This window comes from Buttiauxella ferragutiae, assembly GCF_022637515.1.
Lineage (GTDB): Bacteria > Pseudomonadota > Gammaproteobacteria > Enterobacterales > Enterobacteriaceae > Buttiauxella > Buttiauxella ferragutiae.
Map to the genome: position 1 here is coordinate 2,455,308 of NZ_CP093332.1, position 25,793 is coordinate 2,481,100.

A 25,793-nucleotide genomic window follows, 5' to 3' on the forward strand; every position below is an offset into this window, starting at 1 on the left:
TATGACCAAACCAGTAGCCATCCACAAAGTCTCTGTGGTGATCCCTGTTTATAACGAACAAGAAAGCTTGCCCGAGCTTATCAAACGCACTACCGCGGCGTGTGAAACGCTGGGTAAAGATTACGAAATCCTGCTGGTTGATGACGGCAGCACTGACAATTCAGCCGATATGCTAAGCGATGCCGCCGAAGCGCCAGGCAGCCATATTGTTGCGGTGTTACTCAACCGCAATTATGGGCAACACAACGCGATTATGGCGGGCTTTAGCCATGTTACCGGCGATTTGATTGTCACGCTGGATGCGGATTTACAAAACCCGCCAGAAGAGATCCCCCGCCTGGTGGCGAAGGCCGATGAAGGTTACGACGTGGTCGGCACCGTGCGCCAGAATCGCCAGGATACCTGGTTTCGCAAACGTGCTTCACGGCTGATCAACCGCCTGATTCAGAGCACCACCGGCAAAGCGATGGGCGATTACGGCTGCATGCTGCGCGCCTACCGCCGCCACATTATCGACGCGATGCTCAATTGCCACGAACGCAGCACCTTTATTCCCATTCTGGCGAATACCTTCGCGCGTAAAGCCACGGAAATCCCGGTGCATCACGCCGAGCGCGAATTTGGCGATTCGAAATACAGCTTTATGCGCCTGATTAATCTCATGTACGACCTGGTCACCTGCCTGACGACCACACCACTGCGCATGCTCAGTGTGTTTGGCAGCATCATCGCGGTAATGGGGTTTGCGCTGTCCGTTCTGCTGGTGGTTTTACGACTTGCCTTCGGGCCGCAATGGGCGGCGGAAGGGGTGTTCATGCTCTTCGCGGTGCTGTTTATGTTCATCGGCGCACAGTTTGTTGGCATGGGGCTATTAGGGGAATACATCGGCAGGATTTACACCGATGTCCGTGCCCGGCCACGTTACTTTATTCAGCGGGTGGTTAGCCGCGAGTCAGTTTCAATTTCTGAGGAAAATCAACAATGAAAGCTATCGTTTTTGCTTATCACGACATGGGCTGCGCGGGTGTTAACGCACTGGTCGCCGCCGGTTATGACATCGCGGCTATTTATACCCACCCTGATTCACCTTCTGAAAACCATTTCTTTGGCTCAGTTGCGCGAACGGCGGCGGAACATGGTATCCCGGTTTATGCACCGGATGACGTCAATCACCCGCTGTGGGTTGACCGTATTAAATCGGCACAGGCTGATGTGATTTTCTCGTTCTATTACCGCAACTTGTTGTGCGAAGAAATTCTGCAAAGCGCAACGGTCGGGGCATTTAACCTTCACGGCTCGTTATTGCCAGCCTACCGTGGCCGCGCGCCGTTGAACTGGGTGTTGGTGAACGGCGAAACCGAAACCGGCGTTACGCTGCATCGTATGGTTAAGCGTGCTGATGCCGGTGCCATCGTCGAGCAAAATCGCGTCACGATTACGCCACAAGACACCGCGCTAACCCTGCACAAGAAACTGACGGAAGCGGCTACTGAACTGCTGGAAGATATTCTGCCAGTCATCAAAACCGGGCATTTCCCGCAGGTTGAGCAAGACCACAGCAAAGCAAGCTTAGTTGGCCGTCGGACACCACAAGATGGCTGCATTAACTGGCAATCCACCGCGCAGGAAATTAATAACCTGGTGCGAGCCGTTACCGACCCATGGCCGGGTGCTTTCAGCTATGTTGGCGGCAGCAAATTTATCGTCTGGAAAAGCCGTGTGCTGGAAGGGTTGCAGGCAGCGAAAGCCGGAACCGTGCTGTCCGTCAGTCCGCTGGTGATCGCCACGGGTGGCGGTGCACTTGAAATACTCACCGGGCAAACGGACAACGGCGTATACATGCAGGGCGCGCAACTAGCGCAAACTCTGGGTCTGGTGGCGGGGGCGTTACTCAGCAGCCAACCGGTTTCGGCTATTAAACGCCGCACTCGCGTGCTGATCCTTGGAGTAAACGGTTTTATCGGCAACCACCTGACCGAGCGTCTGTTGCAGGACGACAACTTTGAAGTGTACGGGCTGGATATTAGCTCTGATGCCATCAGCCGTTTCCTCGGCAACGCGCGCTTCCACTTTGTGGAAGGCGACATCAGCATTCACTCCGAGTGGATTGAATACCACATTAAGAAATGTGACGTGGTGCTGCCGCTGGTGGCGATTGCCACGCCGATTGAATATACCCGTAATCCACTGCGCGTCTTTGAGCTAGATTTCGAAGAGAATCTGAAGATTATTCGCGACTGCGTGAAGTATCAAAAACGCATTATCTTCCCGTCTACCTCTGAGGTGTACGGCATGAGTACCGATAAGGTCTTTGATGAAGATAACTCGAACCTGATTGTTGGCCCCATCAACAAACAGCGCTGGATTTACTCGGTGTCCAAACAACTGCTCGACCGCGTGATTTGGGCTTATGGCGAGAAAGAGGGTTTGCGCTTTACGCTGTTCCGTCCGTTTAACTGGATGGGGCCACGCCTCGATAACCTGAATGCTGCACGTATCGGTAGTTCACGCGCCATTACCCAGTTGATTCTCAACCTGGTAGAAGGCTCACCGATTAAGCTGATTGATGGCGGGCGTCAAAAACGTTGCTTCACTGATATCAGCGACGGTATCGAAGCGTTGTTCCGTGTTATCGAGAATAAGAACAACAATTGCGATGGGCAAATCGTCAATATCGGTAACCCGGACAATGAAGCGAGTATCAAAGATCTGGCTGAAATGCTGCTGGCGAGCTTTGAAAAACACCCGCTGCGCAACCATTTCCCGCCGTTCGCTGGCTTCCGTGAAGTGGAAAGCAGCACCTATTACGGTAAAGGTTATCAGGACGTGGAACACCGTAAGCCAAGCATCCGCAATGCACAGCGCTTACTAAACTGGACGCCAACGGTCGAGATGGGAAAAACCATCGACGAAACGCTGGATTTCTTCCTTAATACAGTTGAACTGACGGAACCTCAGGCATGAGAAAAGTTGGCCTGCGCATTGATGTAGATACATGGCGGGGCACCCAACAAGGGGTTCCGCATCTTCTTGAGATCTTAAGTTTGCATGGTATTCAGGCCACATTTTTCTTAAGCGTTGGCCCGGATAACATGGGCCGCCATTTGTGGCGCCTGGTGAAACCGCAATTCCTGTGGAAGATGCTGCGTTCGAAAGCCGCATCGCTCTACGGTTGGGATATTTTGCTGGCGGGTACCGCATGGCCGGGCCGCAAAATCGGTGACGGCAATGCGGAGATCATTGCAGCGGCGGCGGATCATCATGAAGTCGGGTTGCACGCCTGGGATCACTTTGCCTGGCAAACCTGGGCGGGTGTCTGGGATAACGCGCATCTTGAGAAACAAATTCGCCTTGGCCTGGAATCATTGGGCCAAATTGTCGAGCAACCGGTGAGCTGTTCAGCGGTTGCCGGATGGCGTGCTGACCAGCGCGTGGTGCGGGCAAAAGAGTCGTTCAAATTCACTTACAACAGCGACTGCCGCGGAACCACACCATTTCGCCCGCTATTACCCGATGGCAGCAGCGGAACGGTACAAATTCCGGTGACGCTACCGACCTGGGATGAAGTGATTGGTAAAGGGGTCAGTCGTGAAGGCTACAACCGTTTTATCCTTGACCGTATTAAGCAAGATAGCGGTACGCCGGTGTACACCATTCACGCCGAAGTGGAAGGGATGGTGATGCGCAAAGACTTTGATGAACTGCTGACCATGGCAGCACGGGAAGGTATTCAGTTTTGCCCACTTAGCGAACTGTTACCGCAAGATTTAACCACTTTGCCATTGGGGAGAGTGGTGCGCGGTGTGGTCCCAGGTCGTGAAGGCTGGTTAGGCTGCCAACAACTTATCGGGCGCTAAACGGATGAAATCAGCAAAGTACTCGCTTGTTCTGTTATTAGGTTTTGCTCTGCTTTACCTGCTGCCGCTAGAATTCCGCGCCCTGTGGCAACCGGACGAAACACGCTATGCGGAAATCAGCCGCGAGATGCTGGCGGCGGGTAACTGGATCGTCCCGCATTTTCTCGACGTGCGTTATTTCGAAAAACCGGTTGCCGGATACTGGATCAATAATCTCAGCCAGTTGATTTTCGGCCATAACAATTTCGCGGTGCGCTTTGGCTCGGTGTTTTCTATTACGCTAAGCGCACTGATGGTGTGTTGGCTGGCGTTGCGTATCTGGCGTGACAAGACCGTTGCGGTGCTGTCTGGCGTGATTTTCCTGACTTGCCTGCTGGTTTATGGCGTGGGCACCTACGCGGTACTGGACCCGATGATCACGCTGTGGCTTGTGGCGGCGATGTGCAGCTTCTGGCTTGGCACCCATGCGCAGACCACCGCCGGAAAGGCGGGCGGCTATATTCTGCTCGGCCTGGCCTGCGGCATGGGGGTGATGACCAAAGGTTTCCTTGCATTAGCGGTGCCGGTGCTGGGCGTGTTGCCGTGGGTTATTGCACAAAAACGCTGGAAAGAGGTGCTGTTGTTTGGCCCGCTGGCGGTATTGAGCGCGGTGGTTATTACCTTGCCGTGGGCGTTGGCTATTGCCAAAGCGGAGCCGACATTCTGGAACTATTTCTTCTGGGTTGAGCATATTCAGCGTTTCGCCGAGAAAGACGCGCAGCATAAAGCGCCATTCTGGTATTACATTCCTTTCCTGATTGCCGGTTGCTTACCCTGGCTGGCGTTGCTGCCGGGTGCACTAAAACGCAGTTGGCAGGAGCGTTCAAGCGAAAGCGGCTCGCTCTATTTACTGGGCTGGGTGGTAATGCCGCTACTATTTTTTAGTATCGCGAAAGGCAAATTACCGACTTATATTCTGCCGTGTTTTGCCCCGCTGGCTATTTTGCTGGCGCGCCATGCTACGCAATTACTGGCTTCGACTCGCACCCTGAAAATCAACGGCTGGATAAACGTCGCTTTCGGCGGGATTTGTACCTTAGCCGTGCTGGTGGTACTGGCGCCCTGGGGCGTGGCAAAACATCCGCTTTATGCCAGTCACGAAGTGCTCAAAGCGATACAGGCGGCAGTGGCTTTCCTGGTCTGGGCGCTGGTCGGCTATCTTACCCTGCGCAATAACGCCAGGCACTGGCAGTGGGCGGCAATATGCCCGCTGGGTCTGGCGTTGTTAGTTGGCGGCGTGATTCCTGACAAAGTTATCGATTCCAAACATCCGCAAGTGTTCATCGACGTAGTGCGCCCGGAGCTGGAGAGCAGCCGTTATATTCTTACCGATAGCGTTGGGGTAGGCGCGGGTATCGCCTGGGAGTTAAAGCGCAGCGATATTACGATGTACGCCAAACCGGGGGAGCTCAATTACGGCCTGACGAATTTCGTCGATGCGCAAGATAACTTTGTCTCCCGCGAGGATTTCGCCAGCTGGCTGGCGGAACATCGCCAACAAGGCAATGTTTCGTTGGTGCTGTTGCTGTCGAAAGATAAAGTGCCGGAAGACCAGGATGTACCACCGCCCGATAATATTTATCGCAAAGGCCGCTTTGTGCTTTTCTTCTATGAAAAAACGCCATGATAGCGTGCTGACAAAGGCAGAAAATCTGGTTTTGTAGGGTGGATAAGCGTCAGCGCCATCCACCATTTTGAAGTGAACCCCGAAAAAGGTCTGTCATCAGTCTTATGAGTTATTTGCTGATAGTGCTGGCGAGTTTACTGAGTTGTGGCGGCCAGCTTTGTCAGAAGCAGGCCACTTACAAACGCGGTCGGCTGCATTTATTGGGCTGGCTGGCGTTAAGCGTGCTGTTGCTGGGCTGCGCGATGTTGCTGTGGCTGCTGGTTTTGCAACGCGTGCCGGTGAGCGTTGCGTATCCGATGTTGAGCCTGAACTTTATTTTTATCACCCTGGCGGCGCGTTTTATTTGGCATGAGCCGGTGTCACTGCGGCACTGGCTGGGCGTGGTGGTGATCATCTGCGGCATCAGCATACTGGGAGGTGCCGCCTGATGGGCTACGTTTGGGCCTTAATGAGCGTGCTGTTGGTCACTTGCGCGCAGCTGATGATGAAATGGGCGATGATGGCGCTGCCGCCAATTGACCGCCCACGCGAGCTTTTTTCGGCATTCTGGGGAATTAGCCCTGGCGCTGAAATACTGGTGATTGGACTGCTGGCGTATGTCTGCTCGATGGCATGCTGGTTTATGGCATTACGCCGCGTGTCGCTCAGCAAAGCTTACCCACTGCTCAGTTTGAGTTACGTGCTGGTCTGGGCGGCGGCTATCTGGTTGCCGTGGCTGCATGAGCGTTTCAGCGCCGGAAAATTGGTCGGGGTTGGGGTGATTTTCATCGGCTTATTGCTGGTCTGTATTCCCGATAAAAAACGCTAAACCTGGCTGCGGGCAAAAAAATGGTGGATGTCGCTTGCGCTAATCCACCGACCTTGCTGTGATTAATATTTTTTCGGCGGGGTAAACAATTCAATTAACACCCCGCGGTCTGTCACGATGTAACCCCCTTCCTTTAATTGCGCAAGAATCTTCATAATGCTGCTGCGCGATAAAAACGTTCTGTCCTTGATATAAGTGGCGACACTCACTTGATTTCTGACGTCTTCAGGTTCGTTCATCAATTCATAGAGTTGGTGGCAGATTATCTCATAGGACGACAGTGACGATATTTTGCTGCAATGATCATAAATCCGCGTAATGGTGTAAATCATCAAGTAGCTTAACTGCTTCCATAAATTATGGCGGGCGATGATTTTGTTGGTGTCATCAATCGATAAAAAGCTGATCTCTGAGTCTTCATTAGTGCGTATAGAAAGATAATCCTGCGCAAGGTGTTGGGTGCTAAGCCCGAAAATGTAGGGGGCAGATTCTGAGTTTAATATTATCCCATCGTTGCGGCGGTAAAGTGTCACGCTGCCTTTATGTAGGATAAAGCACATACGCTTATCGCTTTCTTTATGGTTAATGAATTGTCTGTCAGTTGTTTCTAATTTGTTGCTCATGGGGGTCAGATATTTTATTAAAGCCATAATGTCATCAACAGGCTTCTTGCTTTTGGATAGGTAATTCTCTGAAAAAAAAGGATTTTCGTATTGAAAGTCTTTCATTTTAGGCTTGCCGTTATTTGAAAAATAATAAAATTTGATGGTTGGGATTATGCTTAAACAAAATATTTTTAAAAGAAATTAGCGGTGTAAAAGTACACCCAAAAATATGTTGAAATGATCTCTGTGTTTATATCAAAATCTGCCCTGTAAATAGTAAGGGTAAAAATTGCTGTATTTAACTAAAAGCAATTAATAACTAGCTTCACTATTTAACTATCTGAAAGCCTGAGAATTGCTCAGCAATAAATGTTGATCATTAAACAGAGATAGCCCTTTTACCTTATTAAAGATAAAGGGCTATGGCTTTCTATTAACGGTAAATATATTCAAGGAAAGTGTTATGAAAAAGAATTTAATCGCTGTTGCATTCGCCGCTACTGCCATTCTGTCTACTGCTTCTGCTTTCGCTGCGGGTGGTCAGGTTAATTTCCAGGGTGAAATCATCGATGCCGGCTGTACGATTGTGAATACCCCATCTAACCCACTGACAGTGACTTTAGGTAGCGTGGCAAAAACTGAATTCACAGGTGCAGGCTCTACAGCAGCTGCTACTAAATTCACTCTTCAATTAACTAACTGCCCAGCGACCGTACATAACGCCATGGTTAAATTCGATGGTACTAACGTTAGCGGTGATACCTCAGTTTTGGCTCTGACACAGGAATCTGGTGTGGCAACGGGCGTAGGTATTCAGCTTTCTGATGATGCGAATACCGTGCTGCCATTGTTCACCACTTCTAAAGCGTATCCGCTGTCCAGCACTGCTGATAACAACCTGGAATTCGTTGCGCGTTATATCGCGACTTCTTCCACTGTGACCGCGGGCCCTGCGAACTCTACCGCTGACTTCTCTGTCACTTACAACTAATTCAATTTGAGGCCTTGTGCGGGCTGAGAGTTGAACAGCTGGCCGGTAGCTACTGTTACCGGCTTTTATCCCTGATTATTCTGGAGTGTAGTAATGAAATTTATCCCTGGAACTTTGCTGGTTGCCCTGCTGGTTAGCACCTGCGCAGCCCAGGCTGGTGTGATTGTTGGTGGCACGCGCTTGATTTATGACGGCGCCAGAAAGGAGTCTTCACTCAGCGTCAGCAACCCCGACAAACAGCCTTTTCTCATCCAGTCGTGGGTGGAAATGGAAAAGGGTGGCGCTGAGAAAGCCCCCTTTGTGGTGACTCCGCCACTGTTCCGTCTTGATGGCGGGCAAAATAACGTCTTGCGCGTGGTACGTGCGGGAGGCAACTTGCCTTCCGATAAAGAATCGCTTTATTGGATGAATATCAAAGCTATTCCTTCCGCTGATGTCGCGGCGAATATTAATACACTGCAAATTGCCGTGAAAACGCGCATTAAATTGATCTATCGCCCGCAGGGATTGAAAGGGGTTCCGGAAGAGATGACCGATAAATTATCCTGGCACCGTAGCGGGAATAATATACAAGTCAGCAACCCGACGCCGTTCTATATGAATTTCATGGATGTGAAAGTGGCGGGTAAAAGCGTGCAGGATGTGACTTATGTCGCTCCCGGCGGTACCGCGAGCTTCGCAATGCCTGTGGGTGCCAGCTCCGGTAGCGTCACCTGGACGATTATCAGTGACTACGGCGCGATTGGGCCGGAGCATAAAAGCTCCCTTTAAATCTTCAGCAGACATATAAACCGATAAACCACCAATAAATGTTTACCACATTACCAGGGTATCTCATGCCTTTTGCACAAGGAGTTAATTGATGTTTATTATTAAAGGGAGCAACAAACCTGTCCCTTCATTTAATATCAGTAAATTGGCATATTTAATTTCTGGCTATGTGGTTTTATTGAATGCTTTTTCATTCGATGCGCAAGCCCGTGATGTATTTAACCCCGCTTTACTGGAACAAGGTAATACAGCTCTGGGGAGTACGGATCTTTCTGTGTTTGAAGATGGGGCAGGACAACTCCCCGGTACTTATCGCGTCGATATTTATCTTAATAACGAACAACAACAGACGCGTGATGTTGAGTTTAGTTTGCAAAAAGATGCACAGGGCAAAGAGAGTTTACAACCCTGCCTGAGCGTGGCGGACCTCAGCGACATGGGGGTTAAAACTCCGCAGTTCCCCGATCTAGGCGCAGCCGACGAGAAATGTGCCAATTTAACGGCGATCCCTCAGGCTTCAGCACAATTTCGTTTTAGTGCTCAGCAGTTATTGTTGAGTATTCCGCAAATAGCCATCTCACAAAAAGCACGCGGATATGTACCCGAAAGCCAGTGGGATAATGGTATTACGGCTTTCCTGCTTAATTACAATCTCAGTGGTGCGAATAATACCTCGCGGGACAGCAGTGGCAATGACAGTAATACACAATATGCCAACCTGCGTCCGGGTATTAATATCGGGCCGTGGCGTTTGCGTAACTATACCACCTGGAATCGGGATACTAATGGCCAGGATAAATGGGACACGGTATACACCTACGCCCAGCGCAATATTATTTCGCTAAAAAGCCAATTAACCCTCGGTGATAGCTCATCGCCAGGTGATGTTTTTGACAGCGTGCCATTCAGAGGCGCGCAAATTGCCTCCGATGACGACATGTTACCCGACAGCATGCGTGGTTATGCCCCAGTTGTTCGCGGTATTGCGCGTACCAACGCGCAGGTGATCATCCGTCAAAACGGTTACATCATTTACCAAAGTTATGTCGCACCGGGTGCCTTTGAAATCACGGATATGTTCCCAACCGGTGGGTCTGGCGATTTGTACGTCACTATTAAAGAGGCTGACGGGAGTGAACAGCAGCTGGTGGTGCCATTTGCTTCGCTGCCGGTACTGCAACGTGAAGGGCGGCTGAAATACAGTCTGACCAGCGGCCAGTATCGCTCTTATGACGGCAGCGTCGATAAAACCCCATTCACCCAGGGGACGGCTATTTATGGTTTACCTGCTGGTTTCACGGGCTATGGCGGCGGGCAGTTTGCCAGCCATTATCAGTCACTGGCGCTGGGTGTCGGGAAAAACTTTGGTGATTTTGGCGCCGTCTCAACTGACGTGACTCAGGCCTGGTCAACCATGCAGGATAAGCCAAAAGATAACGGCCAGTCGTGGCGCGTGCGTTATAGCAAGAATATCGTCCAGACCGGCACTAACTTTGCTATCGCCGGTTACCGTTATTCGACCAATGGTTTTTATACCCTCCAGGAAGTGATGGATACCTGGCGCGACGGCACCCCAAGCCCAATTATTGAAAGACGCCGCAACCGTAGCGAGATGACGATTAGCCAGAATCTGTGGGAAAACGCAGGTTCATTATCATTAAGTTGGGTCAGTGAAAACTACTGGAATAGCCATCGTACCATGCGTTCAATTGGGGTTGGATATAACAACAACTGGAATGACGTCAGTTACGGGCTTAATTACAGCTACAACGAAAACTCACAGGCGAGTAATAGCAGTGATGCAGCAGGCCACGGGCGTATTTACGATCGTGACCAGATATTTAGTTTAAATATCAGCGTGCCATTAAGTCGTTTCTTGCCCAATACCTGGGCCAGTTACAACTTAAATACCAGCAAACAGGGTAATACCACCCAGAGCGTTGGCCTTAACGGAACGGCACTTGCGGACAATAACCTGAGCTGGAGCGTGCAGGAAGGTTATGGCACCGAGGGGACGGGTAACAGCGGCAACATGAATGCCGATTACCGTGGTACTTACGGCGAAGTGGAGGGGGGTTATGGCTATGACCGCCACAGCCAACGCCTGAATTACGGCGTGCAAGGCGGGGTTGTCGTGCATGAGGATGGCGTGACGTTTGGTCAGCCGTTAGGTGAAACCATTGCGCTGGTGAAAGCGCCGGGTGCCAGCGGTGTGGGAGTCAATAACCAAACTGGCGTGAAGACCGACTGGCGAGGCTACGCGATTGTTCCGTACACCAGCCCGTATCGCAAAGACCGTCTGCAATTAAATTCAGAAACGTTGCCGGACAATGTGGATCTGACACTCACCGACCAGAACGTGGTGCCAACGCGCGGTGCGGTGGTGCGGGCAAACTTTGAAGCGAACGTCGGCCAACGTGTGCTGATGACATTACTCCGTCCGGGTAGTCAAACCGTACCGTTTGGCGCAATGGTGAGCGACCCCACTCAAAAAATCGCACAGGCATTTATCGTTGGTGATGCAGGGCAGGTTTACCTGACCGGGATGGCGGACAGCGGCACGTTGAATGTCACCTGGGGTAGCGATGCCAGTCAAAAATGCCAGGTGACCTATTCCCTGTCAAAACAGACAAATAACACGGCTGGCATCCAGACCGTTAATGGCCAGTGCAAGTGAGGAATGAAATGGGCTTATTTATTATTGCCAAAAGAATAATGATGCTATGCAGTTTATTATTGGGGCTGTGTTTAATCTCCCCCAATGTATTCGCTGCTAATACCGGATGTGTCTCTACGCCAGCGATACCGGGTATCGCGACGTTATCGTCAACGGCGGTGGATTCAACCTTGCCAATAGGTTCAACCATACCCGGTACTGAACGCGTATTCAGTTTCTCAGGCAACTGTTCGACAATATCGGCGGTGCCGCAGGGGATTGCGATTATCACCTGTTATTACGGAACGGGAACTGAAGTTTCGGGTATGCCTGGCGTCTATAATACCGGGGTGGCTGGCGTGGGTATTACCCTCATTAACTCGAGTGGTCAGAGAGTAACGGGGGCAGGGGCGTCGTGTGATACACGAAATACTCCATTAGGTTATATCTCTAACACCAGTGCCAAAACCTATTCAATTAGTATGACTCTGGCATTAGTTAAAACCAGCAATACTATTGGCAGTGGTGCTATGGACCCAGGACAAACCAAGTTTGGTATCGGGATGTATAACACCGGTTATGGTCTGGGTAGCAATACTGATAGTTCGGTTTCCTATACCGGCACACTTTATTATCGCGCTGTTTCTTGTTCAGTGGATGCCAATATTCCGGTGCCATTAGACGATATGATCGTGGCTAATTTTTCAGGTATTGGATCAACCGCCGGGGATAAGGCTTTTAATGTGCCGGTAACCTGTAATGCGCCAGTGAATGTGATGATGAATATGACCTCTGCGGCCTATATTTCGAAACCCAATGCGGTGATGGCATTAACAGCGGGTGCGAATAATGCCAGCGGGATTGGTATCCAATTACTCTATAACAGCAGCCCAGCGGTGTTTGATAATTATTTCTCAGCCGGCAATGTGGTTAATGCGGGGGACACATTAAATGTGCCATTCACCGCCAGATATTATCAGACCGCCAGTACGGTGGTGCCCGGTACAGCCAATGCAACGGCCACTGTGACCATGGCTTATCAATAATAAAAAGGGAAGAATATGCTGCCACTTAAAGTGTATTTAATGGTTGCCTTGTCCAGCGTATTTTCTGTTGGGCCAGTGTTTGCCGCAGATATAGTGAATATTAATGTGACAGGCCGAATACTGCCCACACCTTGTGTGGTTGACCCAGGTTCAGTGAGTCAGAATATTAACTTTGGGCAACTACTTGGTACCGATCTCAGAACGGCGGGCTCGGCTTCAGCGTGGGTACCGTTCACCGTTAAACTGATCAATTGCCCGGCAGCACTTGTCACAGCAACGGTCACATTCCAGGGAACACCTTATCCCACGGATGCCACGCTCTATCAAAATGCCACATCGTCAGGCAGCGCGACAAACATGGCGATTCAAATGGTGGATAACAGCAACCGTACACTGGCGAAAGGCAACAGCACCACCATGACGTCAAATATTGATCCCACTCTGCGTACCGCCACGTTTGGCCTGGCTGCTCGGGTCATCACGCCTGGCGGGAATGTGGGTTCAGGAGCCATTAATAGTGTGGTCACCATGACGTTCACCTACCAGTAGCCGCAGTAATAAAAGAGTAAGGAATATTGATATGTATTTTTTATATCGCTATGGACCATATCTGATTAAAGGATTAATTATCGCTACGCTTATAGGGTGCATGGTATGGAGTTTATTGCCGGAATCTGGCGTTGATTTTTAATCAATAACGGGTGTTCGAGGAAATTGCTGTTGTCGATTCTTGCTGGGGCAGTGGTATGTTAAAAATTGTTATTGATGAGCAAAATGCTTTATATCGCCATGGACTGGAAATGCTGTTGAAGCAGATATTTTCAGCAGAAATGAATGTAACAGTCGAGATTGTTACGTTAAACGAAACCAATATCGCCACGGCGGATATTATCTTTAAAAATTATGATGTCGGCGTCAGCTGTATTTGCCAGCCCTTACTGCACACCCGCAGGAAAAACAGCCTGGTCATTGGCTTATATGAAGGTAGTAAAAACCCGCGCTACGCAGAGTTACCGTTATGCATTACTGATATTGCCTTTGTGAACCGCGCTGAGCCGGTGAATAAAACTAAAACCACGATTATGCGCGGCTGGGAGGATTGCCGGGCCGCACAGGAGCAAAAGAAACAATGGAGCTGCCTGGATTGCCGCCATCGCACGTTATCACCGCAACAGGTCAAAATTGCGGCGCATTTTTATCGTGGTGATACCACAGAAAAGATCGCCAGTGATTTACAGATCAACCCGAAAACGGTTGGCGCGCACAAGCGCATGATTATGACCAAATTTAACTTGAATACGGATTTTGAGTTATTGACCTTTTTAAATAATTTATTAAAAGAAAAACGCACGCTCGAATTATTTAATCAAAGTCTGGAAGCGAATTAAAACAGGATTTTCTCAGGGCGATAATTCAAAGGAATGGCAATGAAACCTCTGGCTCTATTATGCCGGCAGAGTCTGTGCTGGGCGTTAGTTTGTTATTGCAGTAACAGCGTTGCCGCAGGGCTTGTCAGTAATGACGCGCAATTGCGCAGCGATCTGACCTGGCTGGCGGACAGGGACGTTATTCACATTAACCTTTCCACCTGGCCGTTAAGCCAGGAAGAAATAACCCGCGCTATTTCACAGTCAAAATTGCAGAGCAGTGCCGGAAACCAGGCCGTACTTCAACGTGTTGAGCAGCGCCTGGCTTTCCTGAAAGCCCCGGTAAGAATAAAGGGCTGGACGCAATCCGACCACCCGCCATTACCCCAGGGTTTTGCCGACACGCCTGCCAGTGCACATGGGATCGGTGCGGCACTTGCCAGCAATGGTGATTTCTGGGATGTGAATTTGCAGGCGCAGTTTGAAAGCCATCAGTACATTGCGGACTCTGCCAACATCAACCTTAACGGCGCTTACGCGGGGGTGAAACTGTTTAATCAGTGGCTGGCATTTGGTGAAATCCCACAATGGTGGGGGCCGGGTAACGACGGCAGCACCATTCGCTCGGATGCGGCGCGCCCGGTGGTGGGCTTTTTAGTGCAACGCGCTGACCAGTCGCCTTTTGAAACACCGTGGTTGTCGTGGCTGGGAAGCTGGCAGTATCAGCTATCGGCCGGGCAATTACGCCAGTATCAACGTCCGCAACAACCGAAGCTGATTGGCGGTCGCTTGACTATTTCCCCGTTCAGCGCGCTGGATCTGGGGGCTTCGCGCATGATGATGTGGGGCGGAAAAGGGCGGCCCAATACCTTCCACTCGTTTGGCGATGCATTTATTGGCCGTGACAATACCGGTAGCCAGGACAGAGATCCCGGTGACCAGTTAGGCGGGGTGGATTTTCGCCTGAAACTCGCGCCGCTGATCGACCTGCCACTGAGCGTTTACGGGCAGGTGACGGGTGAAGATCAGGCGGGCGTTTTGCCCTCGCACAATACTTTTATTGCCGGAATAGAAGGTCATCATGCCGTAAATGTGTGGGGTGAAAGCCAGCTTAACTGGACACTCGAAGGGGCCGATACCCGCTCAGGGATGCAGAAAACCGGCATTATCTATTACCACTATTGCTATCAGCAGGGTTACTACCAGCAGGGCTCGCCGCTGGGAGAGGCGATGGGCGGCGACGGTACTCGTTATTCGGGAAAACTCGAACTGGTACTGGCGAATCAACAACGGCTGAGCGCGCGCGCAGTCTGGGTGCGGGTGAATCGCCTGTCGCAACCGATAAATCAGGCTTTCCCGCATTCAGACACGCTGAAGGGCCTCGAACTGGGCTGGCAGACGCCGCTGTATAAGCAAATCACACTGAACAGTGGGGTGGGTTATACGCAGGGTAGCTCGACAAAAGAGAGTGAACTGGGCGTTACTTTCGCGTTTGAATTGCCGCTGTTATTTAACTGATCAGTACTTCTTCGGCAAGTGGTGGATTGACTTCAATACACCATTTTCTATCTCGATATACTTCCCTTGTTTCAACTGCGCGAGAATTTTCATCACCGCACTTCGTGATAAATGGCTGCTGTACAAAATGTAATTTGCCGCAGAAATGGATTCGCGTATGGCCTGAGGTTCCTGCATCAGTTCGAGGAGTTTAAAGCGGATAATTTCATAAGCGCTGGGTGCAGTCATTCTGCGGTAATGGGTAAATAAGTTGCTGGTTATTTTAGTCAGATGCCCGGATAACAATTCCCATGCATTTTGCTCGGTGATCAGCTGTTTCGCTTCTTCAATGGTTAATGATGCAATCAGGCATTCATTGATGGTTTCGATAAACAAACCGGCAGAATCATTGGTCGCCGAAAGATTAGAAATACCTAGCAGGTAGGGAGTGGGCAAGGTGGTCATCATGATCTCGTCTTCGTCACGATGCAATTTCGCAAGGCCAGCACGTAAGAAATAACAGTGCTTAACGCCATTGATACGGAAATAGAACCGACTCCCCGGTTTTGCAAGAGAGTAATTAATAAAGGGATCCAGTTTTTTAACTAGCGCTATTGTCTCCGGCGACTGCATCGGATGCAGTTTTTCTTCCGGACTATCAATATGGTTCATCAATAACACCTGGAGCAGATGATTCTTAGAGTAAGTATAACACGCGGCATGAAAGTATGTTTTAGCGAGGAATCTACCATGTCGAGTATCCCTGACGGGATGCGACTTATGATTGATAAGCCGCCAGAAACTACGACGAACATCTTAACGATCAATCCCTGTATCTGATTCATATTCTGAGAGCGGAATCTGCACGATTTCGGCGTTGGTTTACCGAACACTCTCAGATGTGAGGAATACAAATGTTTGGACTGGAGACGCTTGATGTTCTGATTGGGTTGATGACCGTGTATTTCATGTTCGGAATAGCCTGCACTGCCATTGTGGAGGCCATTTCCGCATGGGCCAGTATTCGTAGCCAAAATCTTGAAACGGCACTCAAAGAATTATTTTCAGGAGACCTGGCACCGGGTCAGCCGTTTATTACCAAATTCTTTGAGCACCCTTTGATTCAGTCCCTCAGCAAAGGTGAAAATGGTCGCCCCTCTTATATTCCCCCGGATCTTGTTGCACGAGTCGTAGAAGCGTTAATTGTGGGAAGAGCGGCCACGGCAACACTTGCGGCTGGGGTGCAACTACTGCCGGATACAGTGGATAAAAATCGTATTAAAGGGATCCTCGAAACATTAGTGACACAAACAGGTAATGATGCCGCCAGGTTTCGCTATGCGGTCGCTAAACTGTTTGACGCCGTGATGGACCGTGCCTCCGGCTGGTACAAACGCAGAATGCAGACCACTACGCTTATCGTTGCCGCCGTGCTGGTCCTTAGCGGAAATATCGACTCTATCAACCTTTCGACATTGCTGGCCTCAAATCCGGATACCCGAGCAAAACTGGTGGCAATCGCTCATGAAAAAGTGACTAACGAGCTAGCGTTGCGCGATAAAGCAAAGGGTGACAGCGTCCAGCAAGCAGAAGAAAAGGTCAAAATAGCCGAAACGAAATATGACAGTGCGGTTTCCGAGTTGCAGTCAGCTGGATTCACCCTTGGCTGGAAAGAGTATCCGCATGACTTTATAGGATGGCTGACAAAAGTCGCGGGGTTGCTGGTCACTATTTTCGCAGTCTCCCTTGGCGGACCATTCTGGTTCGACATTCTTCAGCGCGTGATGCAGGTACGTTCCACAGGGCCAAAACCTTCGCCAGTCGGTAAATAATCGGTATGGCACTCACCAGAGTTCAGAGAGAGTTCAAAGCAGGAAATAAAAATGCAGCGATTAGATACTTTTTTCAAACCCAGCATATTGGTATTGCTCTGTCCCCTTTTATTACTAAATGGATGTGCCTTATTTGTTTCACACTACGACGCAGGCGCTTACCAAAATTTCACCAATTTGAAGGCATTTCACCTCAAATTTCTGGAAGACAATACCGTTGCACCAGAAAAAAATTCGATGAACCCAAAGTAAAGGCAACCTGTGATGCCGGAGATCTTAAATTTCGCGAAGCGACAGAATATGCGGCAGGCAAGCATGATGAGTCACGTTTGCATGCCATCCGCTACCTCGATAACGTATTCAAAAATAACTGCGAAATAGCGATAACGGAGAATAAGTTATTTAGCGTCGTTTTTGCGAAGGAAGAAATTGACAACGTTAAACCAAACTACGACCTTGCCATTCGCGGAGAAAGTTCTCGCGTGGGTAATCAAACAAAATAGGGGACAAAAAAATGTCAGATATTGATGATGTCATTGACTCAATCAAAGATGAGGCCGTTGTACTCATTAAAGAACAATTGAAGGATCTCCTGCTCTCCGCTGCGGAAGAAACAGACGCGGTAATCAGGCAAACAGGCGAAAAAATAACGTATTGGTTGTTGCTTCGGGCGCGGGGCGAACTCAATGATAGTGAACTGGAAGCGTTGCTTTATGCAAGAGATCAACTTTTGCGCCAATATAAAAACACGCTTCAGATTGAGGCATCTGCCCGTGTTGAGAAGATTGCCATCGCTTTGGTCAATATTGTTCTCGACAAATTACTCGGTCTGGTTTTTCACTGAGTAGTCGATCATTTGTTGTTTTTTTTATGTTTTAGAAAAGGGACGAAGCTTTGAATGTTTCTTTAAGAATGGTGCGTCCGAGTGGACTCGAACCACCGACCCCTACCATGTCAAGGTAGTGCTCTAACCAACTGAGCTACGGACGCACTGTGTGTTGCGGTACTACATATTGCAGTAAAACTAGAAAATGGTGCGTCCGAGTGGACTCGAACCACCGACCCCTACCATGTCAAGGTAGTGCTCTAACCAACTGAGCTACGGACGCACTGTGTTGTCTGTGACAACGGGGACGAATATTAGCGGCACCCCTTAAACCTTGCAAGCGTTAAACCGCAATTTTCTTCCATATTTCACTCGTTTGCTGCGCATCTGCGCAACTCGATGGAAAAATAGCCGCCATAACGGCGGCTATTCGGGTTTAATGTGCAGCGCGCTGCAAAATTGTCACGGATGGCTGGCGTTGTAACCAACGCATCCTCAGCATCATCATAATTGCCGCTGACGTCAGACCGATGATAAAACCGGTCCAGAATCCTGCCGGGCCCATCGGTTCGACCAGCCAATCGGTCAGCGCCAGGATGTAACCACTCGGTAAGCCCAGAACCCAATAGGCGATAAAGGTGATAAAGAAAATCGAACGGGTATCTTTATAACCACGCAACACACCGCTACCGACGACCTGAACAGAATCAGACAATTGGTAAACCGCCGCCAGCAGCATCAGATGTGCTGCCAGGGCAATCACTTCCGGATTGCTGTTGTAGAGCAGGGCGATGTGTTCACGCATCACTATCGTGAAAATAGCGGTGAGCGTCGCCATACACATTGCAACACCAATCCCCGTCCATGCCGCCGTTTGGGCATCAAGCGTTGAACCCTGGCCCAAACGGAAGCCGACGCGAATAGTGACCGCAGCTGATAGCGACAGCGGCAATACGAACATCAGCGAGCTGAAGTTCAGGGCAATCTGGTGACCGGCGACGTTAATAATCCCCAATGGCGCAACCAGCAATGCTACAACCGCAAACAGCGTCACTTCAAAAAACAGCGCCAGCGCAATCGGCAACCCAAGCTGAGTTAAGCGCTTCATCACTTTCCAGTCGGGCTTGATGAAGCCTTTTTCCAGCTTCAAATCGCGCATTGAGCGGGCTTTCTTCACATAAGAGATCATGCAGAAGAACATTACCCAGTACACCGCAGCAGTGGCAACGCCACAGCCCACGCCACCCAGTTCTGGCATGCCAAAGTGACCATAAATAAAGATGTAGTTGACCGGAATATTGACCAGCAGGCCGATAAAGCCCATCACCATGCCGGGTTTGGTTTTCGCTAAACCTTCACACTGGTTACGCGCCACCTGGAAGAACAAATAGCCCGGGACACCCCACAACAGCGCACGCAAATAGCCGACGGCCTTATCGGCAAGTTGCGGGTCGATATTCTTGGTCGCGTGAATAATATATCCCGCGTTCCATAGCACAATCATGATGATTGCCGAGACGATGCCCGCCAGCCAAAAGCCCTGGCGAATCTGGTGGGCAATGCGCTCACGACGGCCAGAACCATTGAGTTGGGCGACGGTGGGCGTCAGAGCCATTAACAAACCATGGCCGAAAAGTATCGCAGGTAGCCAGATAGAGGTACCGATTGCCACTGCGGCCATATCGGTTGCGCTGTAGCCACCGGCCATCACGGTATCGACAAAACCCATTGAGGTTTGTGCAATTTGCGCCAGCATTACGGGTATCGCCAGTGCTAGCAACTGGCGGGCTTCAACTATGTACTTCTGCATTTATACACCTGATTATTTTTAGTTATTAGATAGACAACAAGACCGCCAGAAGAGGCAGGAAAATAGGAATAGCAGGGGAAATAGCCTGACTATTGTAGCGGGAGAAAACGAATACGCCAGTCAAATAATGGTGGGGTAGCGCGGATGACTGGCAAGGTTTTTTTCCAACTGTTAAAGTGCTGCCATATAATTTTCAGCTGCCGTTAATTACCAGGAGCTTTACGATGTTTACAGGTATTGTGCAGGGCACAGCAACCCTGGTCTCCATTGATGAGAAACCTAACTTCCGTACGCACGTTGTCGCAATGCCAGATGCGATGTTACCAGGCCTTGAAACTGGGGCATCGGTGGCGCACAACGGCTGTTGTCTGACGGTCACCCAAATCAATGGCAATCACGTCAGCTTTGATTTAATGAAAGAGACGCTGCGTATCACCAACCTCGGCGAGTTAGTGGTGGGCGACAGCGTTAACGTCGAGCGTGCCGCCAAATTTAATGATGAAATCGGTGGGCATTTGATGTCGGGGCATATTATGACCACGGCGGAAGTGGCGAAGATCCTGACGTCGGAAAATAACCGCCAGATCTGGTTTAAAATGCGCGATAAAACCTTGATGAAATATATCCTGCATAAAGGATATATCGGCATCGATGGTATTAGCCTGACAGTGGGCGAAGTGACGGCTTCACGTTTCTGTGTACATTTAATTCCAGAAACGCTTGAGCGCACCACATTAGGCAGCAAGAAATTGGGCAACCGCATTAATATTGAAATCGACCCGCAAACGCAGGCGATTGTCGATACCGTTGAGCGTGTGCTGGCACAACGTGAAGCGACTTTGGAAGCGCTGTTACCGAAGGAATAAGGATTATACGGTGGATGACGCCTTTGGCTTATCCACCCTACAATTTCGAGCCGTATCCGACATTCTTACGCAATCAATAAACTGCCGCGCACCACATCGCTGGTCTGGCGTTCCCCTAACAGTAATTCCACCGCCCGACGCGCCATACTTTCCAGCGGGTATTGAATCGCCGGAATGGTGTTCGACCCAGGCATTCGGGTGGAGCCATCCAGACTAAATACCATCACTTGTTCGGGCACTTTTAACTGGTACTGGTTGAGCATCATCACGGCTTCTTGTGCCTGGGTATCGTCTGTAACTAACAGGGCGGAAAACTTCACCCCACGGTTAATCAGGCGTTGCAGTGCAATGCGTACTGATGACTCATCTTCAATCACTAACTGGCGGTTAAAAGGCACCACATGGTTGTGCAGCGCCTGGTGATAGCCCTCGAGTGTTAACGCTGCCGCTTCTCCGCTGGCAAAGTTGATTAAGGCGATTTGCCGCCGTTGCTGGTTACACAAATAGTGCACGGCGGTTTCTGCGGCAAAAACATGGTCGCATTGAACGCTGAAATTTTCGGCACCGCTCAGGCAGTCAATCAGCATGATGTCGTCAGCAAGCGTCGGCAGTGGGAAACGCGCGCCGACCACTACCAGTGCGTCGCATAACCCCTTCGATAACTCCTGAGCGGCTTGTGCCACGCTGTTGTGGTCATTGGCGAAGCGTAATAACAAGTGCTTGTGATGTTGATTGAGCTGTTTTTCAAGCGCTTGCAGGTAACCGGTAGACTGCTGAATATGTTCGGTGGCACAAATCACACCGATGCAGTTCGTCGACTGGCTGCTCAACGATTGCGCAATGGCATTAGGGGTGTAATTCAGAATTTCGGCGGCGCGTAAAACCGCCTGACGACTCTCTTCTTTGACGCCGCGACTGCCGCTTAATACGCGCGAAACCGTGGCTTTGGAAACCTGCGCAAGACGTGCAACATCATTAATATTCGACATAGTCTGTTTCCCACTTCTCAGCCAGAAACGGGCCTTGCGGCCCGAGTGCTGAGATTACGTCCGGTCGTTAAAGCCATTTTCTGCAGCGGTCGTGCGATACCACTCACCGCTTTTCTTGATAGTGCGTTGCTGTGTCTCAAGGTTTAACGAGACAAAACCGTAACGGTTTTTATAGGCGTTACACCAGGACCAGTTATCAATAAATGTCCACATGTGGTAACCGAGGCAATTGCTGCCTTCGCTGATACCTTTATGCAGCCACTTCAGGTGGTCGCGTACAAAATCAATGCGGTAATCATCCTGAATCTGGCCGTTTTCATCGAAACGCTGCTCGTTCTCAACGCCCATGCCGTTCTCTGAAATATAGCAATTTGGGTTGCCGTAATTTTCACGCAGATTGGTGAGAATATCGTAGATCCCTTGCTCGTAGATTTCCCAGCCACGGTACGGGTTCATTTTGCGGCCAGGCATTTCGTAGGATTCGAAGAACCACTCTGGCATAAACGGGCTGTCAGGGTTCACTAGCGAGTCGCGGCATTTGATGCGGCGCGGCTGGTAGTAGTTGATACCCAATAAATCGACCACACCCGCCGCCAGCAGAGCTTTGTCTTCTGGCTGGCAGACTGGCAATTGGCCGTGTTCTTTCAACAGCGCCACCAGTTCTTGCGGATATTCACCACGCAGCGCCGGGTCGAGGAAGCTGCGGTTAAACATCAGGTCAGCAATATTTGCCGCTTTCACATCTGCCGGGTTTTGTGAGCGTGGATAAGATGGCGTGAGGTTGAGGATAATGCCAATCTCGCCGCCGTCGTTACGCTCGTGGTAGGCCTTCACCGCCAGAGAGTGCGCAATCATAGTGTGGTAAGCCACGGTGGCTGCACGTTTGAAATCCACTACATTCGGGTAATGGAAGTCGTACAAATAGCCGCCTTCAACCGGTACTACTGGCTCGTTGAAGGTGAACCAATGCTTTACACGGTCGCCGAACAATTCGAAACACTTGCTGGCAAATTCAGCATAAGCCGTGACAACGTCACGATTCTCCCAGCCGCCTTGCTGCTGCATCACCATTGGCATATCAAAGTGGAACAGGTTGATGAACGGCTTAATGCCTTGCGCCAGTAATTCATCAATAACTTGATTGTAGAAGGTCACCGCTTCCTGATTGACCGTACCGCGGCCTTCCGGAATTAGACGAGCCCAGGAAATCGAGGTACGGAAAGTGTTGTGATTAAGCGCTTTGAGCAGCGCAATATCTTCTTTCCAGTTCTTGTAGAAGGTGGAAGTCTCTGCCGGGCCTACGCCGTTATGGAAACGGGTCGGTTGCTCTTTAAACCACCGATCCCAGATGGTGGCCGTTTTGCCAAATCCGAGTGTTTCGCCTTCCGTTTGTGGTGCTGAACTGGCGCTGCCCCACCAAAAATTATCAGGAAATTGGTATTTCATTTTTGTTCCTCATTTGACGAGCCTGCCATACCGGCAGGCTATAAAAAATTAACTTACAGTAATCGGGTTCTCGTTTTCCTGTGCATTGCGCTCTTCGTCCTGTTTTAGCAGGGTGCGCTCGTAAGCCTTCAGGAAGGGGTAATACATCACAGCCGACATGACCATACAAATCAGGCACATGATTACGGGACTTACCGCCCAATTTGCGGCCCACGACGCGCCAATGGGTGCCGGGGTTGTCCACGGTGTTAACGACACAACTTGTGCGACCCAACCTAATTTAGTCGCGATGTAAGCCAGGGTTGCGTTAATCATCGGCACCAAAGTAAACGGCAAGAAGAACAGCGGGTTCATGATGATTGGCGAACCGAACAAAATGGGTTCGTTGATGTTAAAGAAGCTTGGCACCACGCCCATTTTACCGATAGTACGCAGGTGAATGGCGCGGCTACGCAGCAGCAAGAACGCCAGCGGCAATGTTGAACCGACGCCGCCAATCAGCAGGTAGTGATCCCAGAAACCTTGCAGGTAGATATGTGGCAGCACGTTACCGGCGGCGAGTGCGGTCTGGTTCGCCGAAAGGTTGGCCATCCAGAATGGGTTCATAATCCCGGTGACAATCAGTGCACCGTGGATACCGGCAAACCACAGGATCTGGCAGATAAACACCGAAATCAGAATCGCAGGCAATGAGTCAGAGGCCGAAACCAGCGGTGCCAGCAGGTGCATGATCGCTTCCGGAATAATCATTCCGGTGGTCGATTCAATAAATAAGTTCAGCGGATGGAGCGTGGCGACAATCACCACCACCGGAATCAGGATCTCAAACGAACGCGCAACACCGGTTGGGACTTCTTTCGGCAAGCGGATAGTGATGTTGTGGCGTTTGAGGAACGCATACATTTCGCTGGCATAAATGGCCGTCAGCAGAGCGGTAAAGATGCCCTGTCCAGAGAAGTATTGTGTTGAAATCTGCCCGTCTTTATACGGTGCTGCGACCAGTAAAAAAGCCATAAATGCCAGTAAGCCGGTCATAATCGGGTCGAGCTTATAGTGCTTTCCGAGGCTTGCACCAATACCGACCGAAATAAAGAATGTCATGACACCCATGCTGAGGTTAAACGGCAACATCAGCTGTTCGCGGTAGGTGAGAGAAAAACTCAACCACGAGCGGGCAAAGCCCCAACTACTGTCAGGTGAGAACGGCGGGAAAATAAATACTAACAAGAAAGAACCGATGATCATAAACGGTAGGGCAGAGATAAAGCCGTCGCGGATGGCGATGACATGGCGCTGAGAGCCCATCGCTCCGGCCATGGGAGTGACTTTTTGCTCAATCACATTGACCATTTTTTGGTACATGCTCATGGCGGTATCCTTGTTATTGTCGGGGTAAGTGGATTGATTGTGAAACAACAGGGAAACCGGTTTCCATTGAATAAAGAGATAAGTGTTAGCGAGATCAAACTCGTGAGGAAAGGAGAGCTGGAAACGTGAAGAAGTTCACGATTTGTTAAGAAAATGCTAAACCCCGGACTAGCCGGGGCATTAAATCAGTGCGGGACGCGTAAGCCGTGTTCGATGCCGCGGCTAAAGACGATTTGCCACAGCTGAATATCGCGGGCGCGGAAGGCTCCGGCACACGCATTAAGGTAATAACTAAACATCCGTTTGAATCGTTCTGAATAGTTACTGGCAAATTCCGGCCAGGTATTCTGGAAACGCTCGTGCCATGCCATTAACGTTTTATCGTAGTCGGCACCAAAGTTATGCCAGTCTTCCATCACGAAATGGCCTTCATTGGCATCGGCAATCTGGCACACGGACGGCAGGCAACCGTTCGGGAAAATGTATTTGTCTATCCACGGGTCAACGCAGTTATCGGTTTTATTCGAACCAATAGTGTGCAGCAGGAAAATACCCTCTGGTTTCAGGTTGCGGTCAACCACATTGAAATAGGTGGCATAGTTTTTCGGCCCGACGTGTTCAAACATGCCAACTGAAACAATGCGGTCAAACTGCATTTCTAAATCGCGATAATCTTGCAGCAAGATAGTCACGTCCAGCCCGAGACAACGTTCCTGAGCCATTTTCTGCTGCTCGGCAGAAATGGTCACGCCATGAACCACGGCCCCATAATGCCGTGCGGCATATTCCGCAAGCCCACCCCAGCCGCAGCCGATATCCAGCAGCGTCATACCTGGCTCAAGATGCAACTTATCGCAGATCATTTTCAGTTTGGCATTCTGCGCATCGCTAAGGGTAGTGGCTGATTTCCAGTAGCCGCAGGAATATTGCATATGTTCATCGAGCATCCGGCTAAATAAGTCGTTGCCAAGATCATAATGTTCTTTACCGACAATCCAGGCGCGTTTTTTGGATTGCAGATTTAATATTCGGGCTGCAGCAATGCGCAGGGTGTCTTTTAAATGGCGGGGGAGTTGATTCTCAAGTCCGGCACGGATGGTGTTATTGAAAAATATATCCAGCCGTTCGCAGTCCCACCAGCCGTCCATATAGCTTTCACCCAGCCCGAGGGTGCCTTCTTGCAGCACGCGCTTAAAAAAATCGGGATGCTTAACCTGGATATCGAAAGGGCGCGGGCCGTTAATTTCCACGCCAGCCTGCGTGAGCATTTCGCTCACGATTCGATACCACGGGTTATTTCTTATGCTGACTTCTTCTATACACGATGAACTCATAGCTTCTCCATCACCATTGTGAGAGGAACCTTAAAACAGCGTAGACGCTATTTTGGGC

General features: G+C 50.1%; 24 protein-coding genes and 2 tRNA genes. 17 read left to right on the forward strand and 9 right to left on the reverse strand.

Going from position 1 to position 25,793, the window contains the following annotated elements; all coding sequences use genetic code 11:
• Nucleotide 1: 1 nt before the first annotated feature.
• The 6 genes from arnC (at nt 2) to arnF (ending at nt 6,331) form a co-directional block, all read left to right on the forward strand.
• The gene (gene arnC, locus MNO13_RS11285) at nt 2-985 is read left to right on the forward strand and encodes an undecaprenyl-phosphate 4-deoxy-4-formamido-L-arabinose transferase (RefSeq protein ID WP_064546193.1); all 984 of its coding nucleotides are present in this window, start codon (nt 2-4) and stop codon (nt 983-985) included.
• On the forward strand, nt 982-2,964 hold the full coding sequence (gene arnA, locus MNO13_RS11290; protein WP_241939997.1) for a bifunctional UDP-4-amino-4-deoxy-L-arabinose formyltransferase/UDP-glucuronic acid oxidase ArnA: 1,983 nt from the start codon (nt 982-984) through the stop codon (nt 2,962-2,964). Before arnC ends, arnA begins: the two co-directional genes overlap by 4 nt.
• Complete coding sequence (gene arnD / locus MNO13_RS11295) at nt 2,961-3,857, forward strand: 4-deoxy-4-formamido-L-arabinose-phosphoundecaprenol deformylase (protein WP_241939998.1); 897 nt, start codon at nt 2,961-2,963, stop codon at nt 3,855-3,857. The genes arnA and arnD overlap by 4 nt, the downstream gene beginning before the upstream one ends.
• 4 nt (nt 3,858-3,861) lie before the next feature.
• A complete protein-coding gene (gene arnT, locus MNO13_RS11300; protein WP_241939999.1) occupies nt 3,862-5,523 on the forward strand; it encodes a lipid IV(A) 4-amino-4-deoxy-L-arabinosyltransferase in 1,662 nt (553 codons plus the stop codon).
• Nucleotides 5,524-5,627: 104 nt separating this feature from the next.
• Nucleotides 5,628-5,951: a 4-amino-4-deoxy-L-arabinose-phosphoundecaprenol flippase subunit ArnE gene (arnE, locus tag MNO13_RS11305; protein WP_064546201.1), complete on the forward strand. Its 324-nt coding sequence runs from the start codon at nt 5,628-5,630 to the stop codon at nt 5,949-5,951.
• Nucleotides 5,951-6,331: a 4-amino-4-deoxy-L-arabinose-phosphoundecaprenol flippase subunit ArnF gene (gene arnF, locus MNO13_RS11310; protein WP_241940000.1), complete on the forward strand. Its 381-nt coding sequence runs from the start codon at nt 5,951-5,953 to the stop codon at nt 6,329-6,331. Before arnE ends, arnF begins: the two co-directional genes overlap by 1 nt.
• A gap of 62 nt (nt 6,332-6,393) precedes the next feature.
• Here the strand turns inward: arnF and MNO13_RS11315 are convergent, their stop codons facing one another.
• Nucleotides 6,394-7,059 (reverse strand): winged helix-turn-helix transcriptional regulator, encoded by a 666-nt coding sequence (locus MNO13_RS11315; RefSeq protein WP_064546204.1) that lies wholly within the window; start codon nt 7,057-7,059, stop codon nt 6,394-6,396.
• A 340-nt stretch (nt 7,060-7,399) separates the two neighbouring features.
• On the opposite strand from MNO13_RS11315, the gene MNO13_RS11320 reads away from it, so the two are divergent.
• The 7 genes from MNO13_RS11320 (at nt 7,400) to MNO13_RS11350 (ending at nt 15,285) form a co-directional block, all read left to right on the forward strand.
• Nucleotides 7,400-7,927, forward strand: a complete 528-nt coding sequence (locus MNO13_RS11320; protein WP_064546207.1) for a fimbrial protein — start codon at nt 7,400-7,402, stop codon at nt 7,925-7,927.
• A gap of 93 nt (nt 7,928-8,020) precedes the next feature.
• Complete coding sequence (locus MNO13_RS11325; RefSeq protein ID WP_064546209.1) at nt 8,021-8,698, forward strand: fimbrial biogenesis chaperone; 678 nt, start codon at nt 8,021-8,023, stop codon at nt 8,696-8,698.
• A gap of 91 nt (nt 8,699-8,789) precedes the next feature.
• On the forward strand, nt 8,790-11,375 hold the full coding sequence (locus MNO13_RS11330) for a fimbria/pilus outer membrane usher protein (protein WP_133521558.1): 2,586 nt from the start codon (nt 8,790-8,792) through the stop codon (nt 11,373-11,375).
• A gap of 8 nt (nt 11,376-11,383) precedes the next feature.
• Nucleotides 11,384-12,400: a fimbrial protein gene (locus MNO13_RS11335; RefSeq protein WP_241940001.1), complete on the forward strand. Its 1,017-nt coding sequence runs from the start codon at nt 11,384-11,386 to the stop codon at nt 12,398-12,400.
• Between the two features lie 15 nt (nt 12,401-12,415).
• Nucleotides 12,416-12,949 carry a fimbrial protein gene (locus MNO13_RS11340; protein WP_064546211.1) on the forward strand — a complete coding sequence of 178 codons (534 nt, stop codon included), beginning with the start codon at nt 12,416-12,418 and terminating at the stop codon, nt 12,947-12,949.
• A 197-nt stretch (nt 12,950-13,146) separates the two neighbouring features.
• Nucleotides 13,147-13,788, forward strand: coding sequence for a LuxR C-terminal-related transcriptional regulator (locus MNO13_RS11345; RefSeq protein ID WP_064546213.1), 642 nt, complete (start codon nt 13,147-13,149; stop codon nt 13,786-13,788).
• Nucleotides 13,789-13,827: 39 nt separating this feature from the next.
• On the forward strand, nt 13,828-15,285 hold the full coding sequence (locus MNO13_RS11350) for a capsule assembly Wzi family protein (RefSeq protein WP_241940002.1): 1,458 nt from the start codon (nt 13,828-13,830) through the stop codon (nt 15,283-15,285).
• Here the strand turns inward: MNO13_RS11350 and MNO13_RS11355 are convergent, their stop codons facing one another.
• Nucleotides 15,286-15,936, reverse strand: coding sequence for a helix-turn-helix domain-containing protein (locus tag MNO13_RS11355; protein WP_083963364.1), 651 nt, complete (start codon nt 15,934-15,936; stop codon nt 15,286-15,288). It lies immediately after the preceding gene.
• Nucleotides 15,937-16,178: 242 nt separating this feature from the next.
• On the opposite strand from MNO13_RS11355, the gene MNO13_RS11360 reads away from it, so the two are divergent.
• From MNO13_RS11360 to MNO13_RS11370, 3 genes are read left to right on the forward strand one after another with little or no spacing between them, the layout of a single operon-like run.
• Nucleotides 16,179-17,096 (forward strand): hypothetical protein, encoded by a 918-nt coding sequence (locus MNO13_RS11360; protein ID WP_237931847.1) that lies wholly within the window; start codon nt 16,179-16,181, stop codon nt 17,094-17,096.
• Nucleotides 17,097-17,101: 5 nt separating this feature from the next.
• On the forward strand, nt 17,102-17,599 hold the full coding sequence (locus MNO13_RS11365; protein WP_241940003.1) for a hypothetical protein: 498 nt from the start codon (nt 17,102-17,104) through the stop codon (nt 17,597-17,599).
• Nucleotides 17,600-17,610: 11 nt separating this feature from the next.
• The gene (locus MNO13_RS11370; RefSeq protein WP_237931846.1) at nt 17,611-17,940 is read left to right on the forward strand and encodes a hypothetical protein; all 330 of its coding nucleotides are present in this window, start codon (nt 17,611-17,613) and stop codon (nt 17,938-17,940) included.
• 69 nt (nt 17,941-18,009) lie between these two features.
• On the opposite strand, the gene MNO13_RS11375 is transcribed toward MNO13_RS11370, so the two are convergent.
• The 3 genes from MNO13_RS11375 to mdtK form a co-directional block, all read right to left on the reverse strand.
• A tRNA-Val gene (locus MNO13_RS11375) sits at nt 18,010-18,086 on the reverse strand.
• A gap of 42 nt (nt 18,087-18,128) precedes the next feature.
• A tRNA-Val gene (locus MNO13_RS11380) sits at nt 18,129-18,205 on the reverse strand.
• A 153-nt stretch (nt 18,206-18,358) separates the two neighbouring features.
• Nucleotides 18,359-19,732 (reverse strand): MdtK family multidrug efflux MATE transporter, encoded by a 1,374-nt coding sequence (mdtK, locus tag MNO13_RS11385; protein ID WP_064546222.1) that lies wholly within the window; start codon nt 19,730-19,732, stop codon nt 18,359-18,361.
• A 224-nt stretch (nt 19,733-19,956) separates the two neighbouring features.
• On the opposite strand from mdtK, the gene MNO13_RS11390 reads away from it, so the two are divergent.
• On the forward strand, nt 19,957-20,598 hold the full coding sequence (locus MNO13_RS11390) for a riboflavin synthase (RefSeq protein ID WP_064546223.1): 642 nt from the start codon (nt 19,957-19,959) through the stop codon (nt 20,596-20,598).
• A gap of 65 nt (nt 20,599-20,663) precedes the next feature.
• Here MNO13_RS11390 and MNO13_RS11395 read toward each other — a convergent pair whose 3' ends face one another.
• The 4 genes from MNO13_RS11395 to cfa all read right to left on the reverse strand — a co-directional run bounded on the left by MNO13_RS11395 (nt 20,664) and on the right by cfa (nt 25,735).
• Entirely contained in the window at nt 20,664-21,587 is a 924-nt protein-coding gene (locus MNO13_RS11395; RefSeq protein ID WP_232885790.1) for a LacI family DNA-binding transcriptional regulator, read from the reverse strand.
• Nucleotides 21,588-21,641: 54 nt separating this feature from the next.
• Nucleotides 21,642-23,033 (reverse strand): glycoside hydrolase family 1 protein, encoded by a 1,392-nt coding sequence (locus MNO13_RS11400; RefSeq protein WP_232885791.1) that lies wholly within the window; start codon nt 23,031-23,033, stop codon nt 21,642-21,644.
• 48 nt (nt 23,034-23,081) lie between these two features.
• Nucleotides 23,082-24,401 (reverse strand): PTS sugar transporter subunit IIC, encoded by a 1,320-nt coding sequence (locus MNO13_RS11405; protein WP_241940004.1) that lies wholly within the window; start codon nt 24,399-24,401, stop codon nt 23,082-23,084.
• A gap of 185 nt (nt 24,402-24,586) precedes the next feature.
• Nucleotides 24,587-25,735 (reverse strand): cyclopropane fatty acyl phospholipid synthase, encoded by a 1,149-nt coding sequence (gene cfa, locus MNO13_RS11410; protein WP_241940005.1) that lies wholly within the window; start codon nt 25,733-25,735, stop codon nt 24,587-24,589.
• Nucleotides 25,736-25,793 lie beyond the last annotated feature (58 nt).